Raw genomic sequence first — 12,945 nt, forward strand, 5'->3', positions numbered from 1 at the left:
GTAACCGTAAAGATATGAAAAAACACACCTGTAGCAGTTTGGAGATGGCAGCTTTCCTATTTCAGTACTTTTCCCAGCTCTTCCAGCAAGGCCTCGCCGCGCAGGTTTTTGCCAATGATTTTTCCATCCGGGCCAATCAGAAAATTAGTAGGAATACTACGAACGCCGTATAGTTGCGCTGCAGCATTCTCCCAGCCTTTCATATCCGATACCTGCGTCCAGGTAAGATGGTCATCATCGATTGCCTTTATCCAGGCAGCACGCTTACCGGGACCATCAAGGGAAATACCTAAGATTGTGAAGCCTTGGTTTTTCAATTGGTTATAAGCTCTCACTAAATTGGGGTTTTCTTCACGGCAGGGACCACACCAGCTAGCCCAAAAGTCTAGCAGCACATATTGGTTCCGAAAGTCAGAAAGTTTAACCTTTCTTCCCTCTGAATCCGGTTGTTCAAAATCGGGCGCGGGTTTACCTATCTGTGTGTTTTCTGGTGCTGCTAGCAAGATCGCAATGGTTTTGCCCATTGGGGTCTGCTTTAAGCCCGGCGATAAACGAGCATAGGCATCTGCTGCACGCGCTGTCATACCTTGCTGTGCTGCAATATGAGACACACTAATTACGCTTAGATAATCATTGGGGTGCGCATTTGCAAAGTCCAGATGAACTTCATAGGAGTCCTTTAGTAATTGCTGTTCACGCCGGATGAAGTTTTGATAAATAGTGGTTTCTTTTTGCTTATCCTTGGGTAGTGCTCCGAATTCGTTTTGCAGGTCACTCCACTGTTCGTTGTTGTGCTTTAGTGCCACTTGCAGCTCGCGGTTTAGTGAATCGGTTTTTGAGCCGCTTACCACCGCATACTTCAATGAATCATTGTCTGTAATCTTTATGGCCGAAGCTTCAATACAAAGGCGCATATAGTCTAGCTTTTCATTGGGCACCTTCGCTACATAGGGGTTTTGATTCAGATAGATAGCTGCATAAACGGGATTGTCGAGTGGGCCGCTAAAATGAAAATTACCTTTTTCAACTAAAGCAGAGTCCGTGATCTGTTTATTGTCCAGCTGGTAAACCAAGTATAGTTTATCTCCATCTTTCAGAGAACCAACTTGTCCATCTATAGTGTACCTTGTAGATTGTCCCTGAGCTAACAGCGGAGTTAGGCAAATGAAACAGAGAAAGGTATGCAGATAGAGATTTTTCATAGCAGAGATGACTTTAATTCAATTTACTATAAATTTTTCATGAATGACATTTAGATACAACAAACAGTCTTTCAGATACATTTACTTTATTTGCACTAACGACCTTAGCTCTATAAGATTTAAGTATGAAAAATTGGAACATTGCTAATATACCTTCTCAGAAAGGGAAAACATTTTTAATAACCGGCGCAAATAGCGGGACTGGGTATGGAGTCGCAAGAGCGCTGGCACAAAAGGGCGGGAACGTTATTATGGCTGTTCGGAATTTGGAAAAAGGAAAAGCAGCCAGAGCCGGTATTTTAAAAGAAAATCCCCATGCTATAATTGAGTTAATGCAACTTGATCTTGCAGATCTGACCTCAGTAGAGGAATTCTCAAAAGCCTTTCTAAGCCAGTACGAACGGTTGGATGTGTTGATCAATAATGCAGGTATAGCTTTGCCAAATGAAAGGCAGGAAACCAAACAGGGTTTTGAAGCTCATTTCGGTACCAACCATTTAGGACATTTTGCACTCACGTCTAAACTCTTAATATTACTCCAGAATACAAAAGATTCCAGGATCGTTACCGTAGCCAGCTTCGTGCCTAAAAACAATAAAAGTGTAATAAACTGGGACGATTTACAGAATCAGACCAACTTTGATGGCATGACGGCTTATGGGGAAAGTAAATTGGCGAATATTATGTTTGCCCTGGAATTACAGGAAAGATTAATCAACTCTAATAGCACTGTGCTTTCATTAATAGCCAATCCGGGATTCACAAAATCAGGAATACAGGATGGTATGAGTGTGATGATCAAAATAATGACCAGTCTTTTTGCTCAAAGTATTGAGATGGGGATGCTTCCGATACTTCGGGCTGCCACAGATCCGACGGTGAAGGGTGGAGAATTTTACGGTCCCCTGAAAATGAAAGAAATGAGAGGTTATCCCGAACTAACACATGTTCCGGGCCCGGCCTTAATAGTCAAAGACCGGCAAAAATTATGGACACTTAGTGAGCAGATGACACAAACATCTTATAATTTCAAGTAATTGAATAGTGGAATGATGAAGTCAAAAGATACACTCTTACTGGAGATAAAATCAATTGCAAAACAGCATGAATTATTACGTGCTGAGAAGCCAGTACATCCACTGATTAGTTTACATCGTTTTGCTGATATTCCACAAATGGAAATCCAGGAAAGGACAAAATTGATCTCTTATTTCTATCAGATAGTCTTAAAAAGGGAATGCCCTTGCAAGCTGAAGTATGGACAAAGTAATTATGATTTTGATGAGGGGGTGATGTCCTTTTTCTCGCCGAAACAAATTAGCATTATTGAACCAGGAGATATGTTTCCTTCAGCTGGTTGGCTGTTGTCTATTCACCCCGATTTTTTGAATTCTTATCCACTGGCTCAAAAAATAAAAACGTATGGCTTCTTTGAATATACAATGAATGAAGCCCTTATTATGAGTAAAGAAGAAGAGAATACGATTGATGTAATTTTTAAGAGCATTGAAAAAGAGTACTGTCTGCCCATCGACAATTTTAGTCAGGATGTGCTCATCGCTAATATTGAATTATTACTGACACATTGTACCAGGTATTATAATAGACAAATGATTTCCCGTAAGCCTGTTAATCAAACTTTGCTGATCAAGGTAGAAGCTATCCTTAATACGTATTTCCAAAACTCAGAAAATAATAGATTGCCTTCTGCCGAATTTATTTCATCGCAGCTCAATCTATCTGCTAAGTATTTGAGTGACTGTTTGAAGCAACTTACTGGTCATGGGATCCAGCAGCATATTCACGAGAAGCTGATCGAAAAAGCTAAAGAACAGTTGGGAAACACAGATTTTACCGTTGCAGAAATCGCTTATAACTTAGGTTTTGGGTACCCGCAGTCATTCAATAAACTTTTCAAAAGCAAGACAAACATATCACCATTAGCCTATAGAAAGTCGTTAAACTGATAAAAAAGACGCTTGCATTGGCGGAATAAAACGAATCACCCTACAGTGTTTTTCCTTCTTTGGTTAAGAATCAATTTCTGAAAAATGAGAGAGAGAAATTTAGAATCTATGTAGATTGTTTTTTATTCTGCTGAGCAAATCTTCAAAGTCCGGTTGTCCATTATAATACAAAGCTTTTGTTTCCTGATATCTTTTTTGATATTCTTTTCTAATACTTCGATCATTTAACATAAAGGCCTGATTTTCGAAAAGTGGGATAATTAAATCCCGCCTCGGAAATCTCTCGAGTTTATGTGATTTGTACTCTTTGGTGCCAATGAATCTTTGGACATTTTCATTGTTTAAGAGGCAATAAATATCGTAATACTGCCTCATGAAGTTTGGGCCTCTCTTTATGTCTGCCTGCTCCTGACGGAATTTTGTTGCGACTGTCTGAAGTTTTTCAACAAATGTGTAGCCAGGATGGTAACATTTAATACCTGCTGCTCTGTTATCTACAATATCAATCGATGCTTTTTTCGCCCTTTCATAAGCCCATGAACTTATATTGATCCTGGTATTTGGAGTGATAGTATCAAATCCCGCTTCTAGAAGAATACCTTGTTTTAATCCCTCTATCTATTCAATTTCGCTGTTGTAGAATAACCTTATTCCACCGCTGCGGTAATGAATTAAATCGTCGAATGCTGTATCTCTGTCAACCGATACAATACCATCTATTCTTATTGTGTTTGCTAGCCAATTATAAAATAGTTTTCTCAAATTGGCATTATTTTGTTTCTTGTTCTTGGGTATTCGTTAATACCGAACGTCGCCGGTGGTTTGATATGAATGTCGATATCTTCAGAAAAACGATGGATAATTCCGTAGCCCTTAGACAGTGAAGTACCACCTTTCAATTCGAAATCAAAACCTGTAATATTCAGGCCGTACAGCACATGCGTGATCCAATAATCTTTTTCAACTAATCCTGCCAGTATTCCTGTCTCAGATTCAGTAATCGAAAGTAATGATGTAAAGTCTTTATGATTATGCAGGTAATCGGGAGAGGTATTCCGTTTCTTCCCGATCATAAAAGAGGTTCAAATACTTTTTTAGCTTTTATACTACCGTAGGCTGAAATGGATTTGATCAATTTCTTGGTATTCATATTTTTAGCTTTATCCAAAACGTTCTTCAGGATTAATTGCTTATCCTCGCCAAGTGCGTCAAGATTATTTACCAGATCAACGAGTAAAAATTCAGGAGTTAATTGTTTTGGAAAATGAGCTTTCATTCTGAAATCAAAGATTCTTGTACCTAATTTGAATTCTCCATGCCGTTTATGATTATAAACCGTCCGCTTATTATATAGCTGGGTTGTGCCAATTCCAAGTCTATTGTATGTATTTGGAGAAGTCAATAAGAATCTGTCATCCTTTAGAAAGGAACGCACCAATTGATCTTCTTTAGGTGGTGAATCACCAAATGCAGTGATTTTTGGGTAATAATATAATCCTTGTGAGAGTTTTTTCAAGGTTCCGTCTTCTAAAAGCATATCAAGATGGCGGTCGACAGACTTTGACCATTTAGTTAAATCTGTACGGCGATAAACTCGCCCTCGTCTAAGATGCTTTTTAAGTTCTGTTAACTTTCACATTGCTATACCCTTCTTTATAAAGATTAGATCGTCCTGTACAAAAGTATGGATTTTAATGTAAAATTCATGCAAAAGAATATTATTTATATATTGTAAAATATTGCTAATAAGTATTTTATATTGAATTAATGATCCCATTTGTGATTACATAATTATTTTTTTACTAATTTCTATCTCCTACTATTCCGAAGCTAAGACTTAACAGTCTGGGTTTAAACATTTTTATAAATGTTACACGTATAAAAATCAAAGGCAATTTTTAAATTGAGAGTTTTATTAAAATTGTCATTACCTGTTCGTCGGTTTTTAATGTTTAACCGGCTCATTTCATAAAACTTGTTTAATTTGCGGCCGCATTGGCATGTGCCTTTGCAATCAGGATAATAAAGGAGAATTTTATGAGTTTGGTCAGGGCGAAAAAACATTTAGGGCAGCATTTTTTAACGGATAAAAAGATAGCCGCTAAAATTGTTGACGGGCTGGTTCATACCGATCAGTACAAACAGGTGCTGGAGGTTGGACCGGGAATGGGAATACTTTCTGATATTTTATTGGAAAGAGAGCACCTGGAAACCTATATGATTGATATCGATACCGAATCTTATAATTTCCTGAAGGACAAGTACCCGCAAATGGGCAGCAGACTAATTAACGGAGATTTTCTAGCCATGGACCTGCGGGCGGTTTTTTCCGGCAAGTTTGCGGTGATTGGTAATTTCCCCTATAATATTTCCTCACAGATCTTATTCAAAATTCTTGCACACCGCGATCAGGTTGTAGAGATGGTCGGGATGTTTCAAAAAGAAGTAGCGGAACGCTGTGCTTCTAAAAGCGGGACCAAAGACTACGGCATACTTAGTGTGCTGATCCAGGCATATTATAATATAGATTATTTGTTTACAGTGAAGCCGGGGACGTTTAACCCGCCACCAAAAGTAAACTCAGGAGTTATCCGCTTAAGCCGGAACGAGATGAAAGAACTGCCTTGTGATGAGAAATTGTTCTGGGCTGTTGTAAAATCCGGATTCAACCAACGTCGTAAAACCTTAAGGAATGCACTTTCCGGAGTTGTTCCTAAAATTAAAATGGATGAGCATCCATTCTTTGATAAACGTGCAGAGCAATTGACTGTTGCAGATTTTATTAGCTTGACGCAGCATGTTAACGCACTTTTAAACGCATAAACAATGAAAGGAAAGATTTTAATTATTGATGACTTACATCCCGAGTTTAAAGAGCGGGCAATACTGGCGGGTTATGAGGTAGATGACCTGCCGCAGATTACCAGGGCGGAAACACTGGCTGTAATAGGTGAATATACCGGCATTGCAGTAAGAACAAAGTTCAGAATAGACAGTGAGGTTATGGAGGCAGGTGTAAATCTGCGTTTCATTGCCCGTGCAGGTGCAGGCCTGGATAATATTGACGAGGCTTATGCCGCAGAAAGAAATATTCTGTTAATGAATGCACCCGAAGGAAACCGCGATGCCGTCGGTGAACATGCGACTGGCCTTTTACTGTCCCTGCTTAATCATTTTCGCAGAGCAGACACGGAAATTCGGAATGGCATCTGGGACCGTGAAGGAAACAGGGGTTATGAGCTGAAAGGTAAGACTGTCGGTATAATCGGATATGGATTTATGGGGAGCAGTTTTGCCCGTAAGCTGGCCGGTTTTGAAGTAAATGTAATTGCATACGACAAATATAAAACTGGTTTCTCAGACCAGTATGTGCGGGAATGCAGCATGGAAGAAATTGTAAAGCATAGTGATGTGCTGAGCCTGCACATTCCGCTTACTCCTGAAACTGCCCAGTTGGTTAACGAAGAGTATTTATTCCATTTTAAGAAGAATATCTTCCTGATTAATACGGCAAGGGGAGAAGTGGTTAATACCACTGCCTTGCTAGCTGCGCTGGAATCCGGTAAGGTTATCGGTGCAGGACTAGATGTTCTGGAAGTAGAGAAATTCCCAAAATTAGGTGAGCAACCTTGGTATGAAGCTTTGAAAGGGAACGAAAATGTAATGCTGACCCCACACGTAGGCGGATGGACCTTTGAATCCTACCGTAAAATATCTTCGGTACTGGCCGACAAACTGGAAGCTGCCTCTTTTTAAAGGTCAGCATAAATGACAAGAGCTCCGCAGGTAGCCCAGTAAAAGGCAAAACCTGCGGAGCTTTTTTTATAAATTGGTAGCATATTAAGGTTTTGTTCGGGTCTTGGTCGTGTGTCGTTGGTAGTTGACCCGATTTTATATGGGGTTAGCCCGAGGTTGACCCGAATAACACATTGTTTTATCATGTCAACCTTAATATTTATTCCTGAATTTAGAATCCGGACAAAACTAATGCCCGAACCAGATTATCTTCTGGTTTTGGTCGGGTCTTGGTCAGGTATCCTCTTAAACTCACTCGTATGAAACCCACAATAACCCCATACGTAACCCACAGAGAACCCACATCTTACCCACAAGATTGTGTGATTTATTAGATAACCGTGGATTTTTGGTCATTAATGTTCGAATCAGATTGCCACGAGATACGTTACGACTATTCCTCTTGTCGTTATATTATAAATTCTATTTATATTCATTAAATGAATTTCCAATCTTCACAAATTTTTCAGCGAGCTTATCAGCTTGCTGCATTGGAAGATAAACCAAAAATTCTCCGGGATTATCTGGCAGAAGATCCGCTGCCGCTTTTCAGGGACAGGGTTGTGAAACCTATTGAATAAGGTGATTTTAAACGACAAAAAGAGCGGATGCCTGTACACAGACATCCGCTCTTTTTTGTTACGCAATGATTACAACTGATATATTCTGATGCGAAGATTTTTATTTGCTCCAGCGGTTATTATAAGGAGTTGCGTCCATATAAATTCCACCATCCAGTTCGATAGACGACACTGTGCTCTTCGCGTTAAATTGCAGTGTTACTGCTTTCTGATTCGCTCTCCATACCTGAGGTTGCTGGTGAATGACCGCAGTTGTGCCATCAGTATAAGTAATTTTCATGTCAAATGGAATTGCAAAGCCTCCGATATTATTCACGGAGACGGTATAGCTAAGACCCTTGATCATCACTTTAGTAAGGGCCAGATCAATATAATTGTTGCTAAAGAACCAGTTGTTCCAGTACCAGTTCAGATCTTGTCCGGAAACATCGTTGATAGTATAGAAGAAGTCCCAGGGAATGGGATGCTTACCGTTCCAGCGGTCCATATATCCTAGTAAATATTTTTTGAATAATACATCTCCGAACATATCCTTAAGGCCCAGATAAGCCAAAGAAGGTTTTACATAGGCATTGTTACCATATCCTGAGCCGGAAACCTGTGTAGAGAGGGAGATGATCGGCTGGTCTTGTTCTGTGGAAGGATCGTTGATCCAGCGCTTCACACGGAAGTTCTTGTAGTTTTCTGCTGCCTTTTCTTTACCTAACTGATCCTGAGCAATCAGGTACTCCAATGTAGTCGCCCAACCTTCGTCCATATGCGCGTAACGGGTTTCATTTGTACCCATATAAAAAGGGAAGTAGGTATGTGCAATTTCATGATTTAATACAAACTGGCTGAACTCGTTATCAGGTGTGGTAGAATCATTAATCATCATTGGGTACTCCATATCAGCGAAGCCTTGTACTGCAGTCATTTTAGAGAATGGGTATGGTACGCCAGGCCAGTTGTTAGAGAACCAGTGCAGGGCTTCTTTTGTCCATTTTACGGCATGTGGAAAATCTGTAGCAGTCGCACTATAAGCGGACTGTACACTTGCTCTACGGTTTTTTAAGCTATCTACCAGCACACTTCCCGCATCCCATACATAAACATTACTCATGGCAAAAGTAATGTCTGTGATATTTTTAGTACTGAATTTCCAGCTGTTCCATTCTTGCTGTAGTGTCACTTTACCCGCTTTCATTTCTGTTGCGTTGGCCATACTGATTACTTCGTCACTCAAATAAGAGTTCTTAAGTTTCGTTGCAAAAGCCGGCTGCAGTACTTCATCAGGATTCAGCAAATCGCCGGTTGCCCATACTACGTAGTTTTTTGGTGCTTTTACCGTAAGCTTATAGTCATTGAAATCATTATAGAATTCACCTCTGTCGGTATGTGGGACCTTATCCCAGCCATTATAATCGTCATATACAGACACCCTTGGAAAGGCATAGGCTACAAAATACGTAGTGCTGTCCAGCTGTCCTTCTCTGCCACTTTGTTTGGAGAGTGGGTAAGACCAGCTGATTTCAAAGTTTGCGCTTTTTCCCGGAGCAATAGCTTTCTTTAATTTCACGTCGGCAACAGTGCCCCAGTTCTTACTATCCACCGCATACTTTTCGCCATCGACCACGAAATTAGAGATATCAAGTCCCGGGGTTAAAAAATCAGGACTTGTATAACCGGAGCGGGGTGCTTCTGGTTTATGTATATTATTCACAAAGCGCATGGTTACCTGCTTCAAGGTATCCGGGCTGTTATTCGTATAAACGATAGTCTGTGTACCCGCAACTACTTTGGTGGCAGGAGTAACACTGATAGTCATATCATATTTTCCACTGTTCTGCCAGTAATTTTTACCAGGTTTACCGTCCAGTGCGCGTGTACCTTTCTCATAAGCTGCTTTTATATTCCTGGGCATATAAAGCTCCTGGGCTTGCGCCTGAAGGCTACCAATGGCCAGTACAGTAAGTACTTTGAAGATTGTGGTTTTCATTGATGTTGTGTTTTTTTGTTAATGCGTATTGCAACAGCACCGGCTATCTGTTTTTCAGATTTTTCCTGCATCCTGTCCTGGACAAATATATCTTATTGTATAAGTTTCTGACGATTTTTTGAAAGAAAGGGATCAAAATGGTCGGCGGTTTCGCGGATTTATATTACCTGACCACTCTGTAATAGTAATCTTATTGTTTAATAATGACAAGACCTACCGCACCGGACGACAGGATATTGAGATTGATGCAGGGTTTTTAAACAATTTCTCCAAATTAATACCCTCAGATTTCTATACTTTAAAAGGAATAAGGGGCTATGTATTTAATCCAGTGATATTACATGTGATGGAGGTTACTTATGACAGACGATAAATTCTCCAAAAAGCCGAATCTAATACAAAACATATAGACTTAAGAACGATGTTAAAGAAGATAAGTACCACGGCAGCGATAATTCTACTCTTTCAAATTCAGGCTTTCAGTCAGATTCAGGATTGTGCAAAGGAACTCGGAGATGTATTACGGAAGATTCCCTATCAAATATCCGGGCTTGCGTATTTTAGACAGCTTCCGCAGCAGGAACAATCTTTTCTGCTTTCCATTATGGTTTCTGTAGATAATAGGGGTAATATAGAAGTGACATACTATAACAGGAGTAAAATATCGGATGAAGTGCTGCGCTATAAACAAATCACAAAGTCTATAAAAAAAGATAGTAGTGGTCTTTTAAGGAATCAGATTAATTCCAGGTTTCTGCTGCCTGTCTGGGTAAAAAAAGCGGAGGCTGATAAGCATGAAATAGAAGTGGGTACAGGTTTCACCGCTCATTTTGCTTCGATAATTCCAACAGGTTTTTATGCAGGAGAAAATATAGAAGCCGTGGTGCTTAATCCGGTTATATTGGACATTGACGGGAGTACATTGTGATGTTATGATTTTTTAAAACTCTTCGCATAAAATCCTGTTATGTCATGTTCAAACGCAGAATGCTAGTCTAAATGTTATTACAGTCTATTTACACGGATGTTTTCGTATTCAGATTTAAAAGATTTGCTTTTATAAGAATTGGCTGCTATCTTCGTTTGATATGAAGCAAGACTATGTGGGCTATTATGCCGGTGTAGTCTTGTTCTTTTTTTACAGGATTTACAAACAATAAAAAAGCTATGACAGAAGTAACATACTATACTCAGGAAGGACTAGATAAACTAAAGGAAGAGGTACATTACTTAAAGACTACAGGGAGACAACAAATCTCTAAAGCGATAGCTGAAGCAAGAGATAAAGGTGATCTTTCGGAGAATGCGGAATATGATGCTGCCAAAGAAGCGCAGGGTCTGCATGAAGCTAAAATATCTAAATTAAATGCTACGCTTGCTTCTGCAAGATTAATAGATGAATCGAAGCTGGATCTTTCTAAGGTGCTGGCACTTTCTATAGTTAAAATTAAAAATGTGAAAAACGGTGCAACCATGACGTATCAGCTGGTTGCAGAAACTGAAGCTGATCTGAAGACTGGCAAAATCTCAGTTAAATCTCCGATTGCACAAGGTTTATTAGGAAAGTCAGTTGGAGATACAACTGAAATTGAAGTTCCGGCAGGAAAAATTGAATTTGAAATCTTAGAAATCAGCAGATAAAAACTAGGTAATTATGGCTACTATCTTTACACAAATCGCAGACCGTGAAATTCCGGCACATATCGTTGCAGAGACAGCAGACTTTCTGGCCTTTCTGGATGTTAACCCTCTAGCGCCAGGCCATCTCCTGGTTATACCTAAAAAGGAGATTGATTATATCTTTGATATGGACGAGGAAAGCTATTTCGGACTAACTCTTTTCGCAAAGATTGTCGCTGAAGGATTAAAAAAGGCATTTCCCTGTGTTAAGGTTGGAATGGCTGTAATCGGTCTTGAAGTTCCTCATGTACATATCCATTTAATTCCAATGAATCATGTTGGGGATATGAACTTCAGCAAGCCTAAGTTGAATCCTACGCAGGAAGAACTGGAAGAGGCTGCTGCAAAAATCAGAGCTGAACTATCTGACAATACCAGAGGTTAATAACCATCTGATACACATCTTTGCTAGTAAAAAAGCGGGTGTCTGATAATTTCAGACACCCGCTTTTTTTGCTTAACCGCTTAAACTTTAAGATACTTCCTTACTTCAGTTTTGGATTATTATGATGTCTGTCGGCATCCCTGATACTTTTCTTTTCCAGATTTTTCTCCAGTGCAGCGTTCAGATCAACCCCGGTCTGGTTGGCCAGGCAAATAAGGACAAAAAGTACATCTGCCATCTCATCTCCCAGATCAACGGCTTCATCACTTTTCTTAAAGCTCTGTTCGCCATACTTACGTGACATAATACGGGCTACTTCACCTACTTCCTCCATTAGGATAGCTGTATTTGTTAATTCGTTGAAATACCTTACGCCGGTAGTCTGTATCCACCGGTCGACAGTCTGCTGAGCTTCTTCTATCGTCATAGCTATTCTTTCTTTTTTGTATCTATAGTAATGGTTACCGGACCATCATTGACCAAACTGATTTGCATATCTGCCCCAAATATTCCTGTAGCAACTGGTTTACCCAGTAATCTGGCTAGTTGCTGCTGCATCTGCTCGTAAAGCGGAATGGCTTTTTCCGGTCGCGCTGCCCGGGTAAAACCCGGTCGGTTGCCCTTCTTTGTCGCAGCAAATAAAGTAAACTGACTAATTAAAAGTATCTCACCACCTAAATCAAGCAGTGATTTATTCATTAGCCCGGCATCGTCCCCAAAAATTCTCAGATTACATATTTTCGCAGCAAGCCATTCCAGATCCTCTTGTTCGTCTGCATCTTCAATTCCCAGCAACACCAGCAGCCCATCCTTAATTTCACCGGTCAGCTTTTCCTCTACATGGCAGCTGGCCCTTTTTACTCTTTGTATTACAGCTCTCATATTACCGCTAAAATAACAATTTCAAATTCTTTCCATGAAGCCGTACAAAGCCCTCCATACATATCCACCCGGCTAAACAAAAGCCTTCCATGAAACGAGACAAAGCCTTCTACACATATCCACCCAGCTAAACAAAGTCCTCCATATATTTCCACCCAGCTAAACAAAAGCCTTCCATGAAACCATACAAAGCCCTCCATACTTATCCACCCAGCTAAACAAAAGCTTTCCATGAAGCCATACAAAGCCTTCCATATGTTTCCACCCAGATAAACAAAATCCTTCCATGAAGCTAAACAAAATCCTTCCATAAAGCCATACAAAAAGTCTTCCATCAAACGATAAAGTCCTCCATATATTTCCACCCTTCCATATATGTCAAACTATTTTATGCTTTATTTTCTCGCGAAACGAGGCAAAATAAAAAAAGATAGTCCTTCCTATCTTTTTTCTATTTTAACAAAGTTGCAGCCGA

The 12,945-nt window shown here is 39.8% G+C and carries 15 protein-coding genes and 1 pseudogene; 8 read left to right on the forward strand and 8 right to left on the reverse strand.

The features are described from left to right. Positions 1-56: 56 nt before the first annotated feature. Positions 57-1,202: a TlpA disulfide reductase family protein gene (locus tag BM192_RS12830; RefSeq protein ID WP_037440980.1), complete on the reverse strand. Its 1,146-nt coding sequence runs from the start codon at positions 1,200-1,202 to the stop codon at positions 57-59. A 125-nt stretch (positions 1,203-1,327) separates the two neighbouring features. Here BM192_RS12830 and BM192_RS12835 point away from each other — a divergent pair, with 125 nt between their 5' ends. Together BM192_RS12835 and BM192_RS12840 are read left to right on the forward strand one after the other, a co-directional pair. After that, entirely contained in the window at positions 1,328-2,239 is a 912-nt protein-coding gene (locus BM192_RS12835; RefSeq protein ID WP_037440981.1) for an oxidoreductase, read from the forward strand. Positions 2,240-2,251: 12 nt separating this feature from the next. Then, on the forward strand, positions 2,252-3,169 hold the full coding sequence (locus BM192_RS12840; protein ID WP_234797561.1) for a helix-turn-helix domain-containing protein: 918 nt from the start codon (positions 2,252-2,254) through the stop codon (positions 3,167-3,169). 99 nt (positions 3,170-3,268) lie between these two features. Here BM192_RS12840 and BM192_RS21365 read toward each other — a convergent pair whose 3' ends face one another. From BM192_RS21365 to BM192_RS12850, 3 genes and pseudogenes are all read right to left on the reverse strand, one after another. Further along, entirely contained in the window at positions 3,269-3,787 is a 519-nt protein-coding gene (locus tag BM192_RS21365) for a nucleotidyl transferase AbiEii/AbiGii toxin family protein (RefSeq protein ID WP_201771382.1), read from the reverse strand. A 140-nt stretch (positions 3,788-3,927) separates the two neighbouring features. Then, positions 3,928-4,242, reverse strand: a complete 315-nt coding sequence (locus BM192_RS21035) for a nucleotidyl transferase AbiEii/AbiGii toxin family protein (RefSeq protein WP_201771381.1) — start codon at positions 4,240-4,242, stop codon at positions 3,928-3,930. Then, a pseudogene (locus BM192_RS12850) lies at positions 4,239-4,778 on the reverse strand (DUF6088 family protein); the annotation flags it as partial. The gene BM192_RS21035 and the pseudogene BM192_RS12850, both read right to left, overlap by 4 nt. Positions 4,779-5,206: 428 nt before the next feature. Here BM192_RS12850 and rsmA point away from each other — a divergent pair. From rsmA to BM192_RS20955, 3 genes are all read left to right on the forward strand, one after another. Continuing rightward, on the forward strand, positions 5,207-5,992 hold the full coding sequence (rsmA, locus tag BM192_RS12855; RefSeq protein ID WP_037440986.1) for a 16S rRNA (adenine(1518)-N(6)/adenine(1519)-N(6))-dimethyltransferase RsmA: 786 nt from the start codon (positions 5,207-5,209) through the stop codon (positions 5,990-5,992). A 3-nt stretch (positions 5,993-5,995) separates the two neighbouring features. Further along, positions 5,996-6,925, forward strand: a complete 930-nt coding sequence (locus tag BM192_RS12860) for a 2-hydroxyacid dehydrogenase (protein ID WP_037440988.1) — start codon at positions 5,996-5,998, stop codon at positions 6,923-6,925. A 479-nt stretch (positions 6,926-7,404) separates the two neighbouring features. After that, entirely contained in the window at positions 7,405-7,545 is a 141-nt protein-coding gene (locus BM192_RS20955) for a hypothetical protein (protein ID WP_157282853.1), read from the forward strand. Between the two features lie 100 nt (positions 7,546-7,645). Here BM192_RS20955 and BM192_RS12870 read toward each other — a convergent pair whose 3' ends face one another. Continuing rightward, entirely contained in the window at positions 7,646-9,523 is a 1,878-nt protein-coding gene (locus BM192_RS12870; RefSeq protein WP_170844855.1) for a M1 family metallopeptidase, read from the reverse strand. 421 nt (positions 9,524-9,944) lie between these two features. Between BM192_RS12870 and BM192_RS12875 the strand changes: the two genes are divergently transcribed. From BM192_RS12875 to BM192_RS12885, 3 genes are all read left to right on the forward strand, one after another. Then, complete coding sequence (locus BM192_RS12875) at positions 9,945-10,451, forward strand: hypothetical protein (RefSeq protein ID WP_037440990.1); 507 nt, start codon at positions 9,945-9,947, stop codon at positions 10,449-10,451. 239 nt (positions 10,452-10,690) lie between these two features. After that, positions 10,691-11,164 (forward strand): transcription elongation factor GreA, encoded by a 474-nt coding sequence (gene greA, locus BM192_RS12880; RefSeq protein WP_037440997.1) that lies wholly within the window; start codon positions 10,691-10,693, stop codon positions 11,162-11,164. A 13-nt stretch (positions 11,165-11,177) separates the two neighbouring features. After that, the gene (locus BM192_RS12885; RefSeq protein ID WP_037441001.1) at positions 11,178-11,588 is read left to right on the forward strand and encodes an HIT family protein; all 411 of its coding nucleotides are present in this window, start codon (positions 11,178-11,180) and stop codon (positions 11,586-11,588) included. Positions 11,589-11,688: 100 nt separating this feature from the next. On the opposite strand, the gene BM192_RS12890 is transcribed toward BM192_RS12885, so the two are convergent. The 3 genes from BM192_RS12890 to BM192_RS12900 are packed head-to-tail and all read right to left on the reverse strand — an operon-like array spanning position 11,689 to position 12,835. Then, positions 11,689-12,015 carry a nucleotide pyrophosphohydrolase gene (locus BM192_RS12890; protein WP_037441004.1) on the reverse strand — a complete coding sequence of 109 codons (327 nt, stop codon included), beginning with the start codon at positions 12,013-12,015 and terminating at the stop codon, positions 11,689-11,691. 2 nt (positions 12,016-12,017) lie between these two features. Next, positions 12,018-12,470 (reverse strand): D-aminoacyl-tRNA deacylase, encoded by a 453-nt coding sequence (gene dtd, locus BM192_RS12895; RefSeq protein WP_037441007.1) that lies wholly within the window; start codon positions 12,468-12,470, stop codon positions 12,018-12,020. Next, positions 12,467-12,835, reverse strand: a complete 369-nt coding sequence (locus BM192_RS12900; RefSeq protein ID WP_139218441.1) for a hypothetical protein — start codon at positions 12,833-12,835, stop codon at positions 12,467-12,469. Before BM192_RS12900 ends, dtd begins: the two co-directional genes overlap by 4 nt. Positions 12,836-12,945 lie beyond the last annotated feature (110 nt).

The organism is Pedobacter antarcticus, assembly GCF_900112985.1.
GTDB classification, from domain to species: domain Bacteria; phylum Bacteroidota; class Bacteroidia; order Sphingobacteriales; family Sphingobacteriaceae; genus Pedobacter; species Pedobacter antarcticus.

Bases quoted from the DNA above. Each gene is read 5' to 3' on its own strand.
- BM192_RS12830 (WP_037440980.1), bottom strand. From the start codon at position 1,202: ATGAAAAATCTCTATCTGCATACCTTTCTCTGTTTCATTTGCCTAACT.
- BM192_RS12835 (WP_037440981.1), top strand. From the start codon at position 1,328: ATGAAAAATTGGAACATTGCTAATATACCTTCTCAGAAAGGGAAAACA.
- BM192_RS12840 (WP_234797561.1), top strand. From the start codon at position 2,252: ATGATGAAGTCAAAAGATACACTCTTACTGGAGATAAAATCAATTGCA.
- BM192_RS21035 (WP_201771381.1), bottom strand. From the start codon at position 4,242: ATGATCGGGAAGAAACGGAATACCTCTCCCGATTACCTGCATAATCAT.
- rsmA (WP_037440986.1), top strand. From the start codon at position 5,207: ATGAGTTTGGTCAGGGCGAAAAAACATTTAGGGCAGCATTTTTTAACG.
- BM192_RS12860 (WP_037440988.1), top strand. From the start codon at position 5,996: ATGAAAGGAAAGATTTTAATTATTGATGACTTACATCCCGAGTTTAAA.
- BM192_RS20955 (WP_157282853.1), top strand. From the start codon at position 7,405: ATGAATTTCCAATCTTCACAAATTTTTCAGCGAGCTTATCAGCTTGCT.
- BM192_RS12870 (WP_170844855.1), bottom strand. From the start codon at position 9,523: ATGAAAACCACAATCTTCAAAGTACTTACTGTACTGGCCATTGGTAGC.
- BM192_RS12875 (WP_037440990.1), top strand. From the start codon at position 9,945: ATGTTAAAGAAGATAAGTACCACGGCAGCGATAATTCTACTCTTTCAA.
- greA (WP_037440997.1), top strand. From the start codon at position 10,691: ATGACAGAAGTAACATACTATACTCAGGAAGGACTAGATAAACTAAAG.
- BM192_RS12885 (WP_037441001.1), top strand. From the start codon at position 11,178: ATGGCTACTATCTTTACACAAATCGCAGACCGTGAAATTCCGGCACAT.
- BM192_RS12890 (WP_037441004.1), bottom strand. From the start codon at position 12,015: ATGACGATAGAAGAAGCTCAGCAGACTGTCGACCGGTGGATACAGACT.
- dtd (WP_037441007.1), bottom strand. From the start codon at position 12,470: ATGAGAGCTGTAATACAAAGAGTAAAAAGGGCCAGCTGCCATGTAGAG.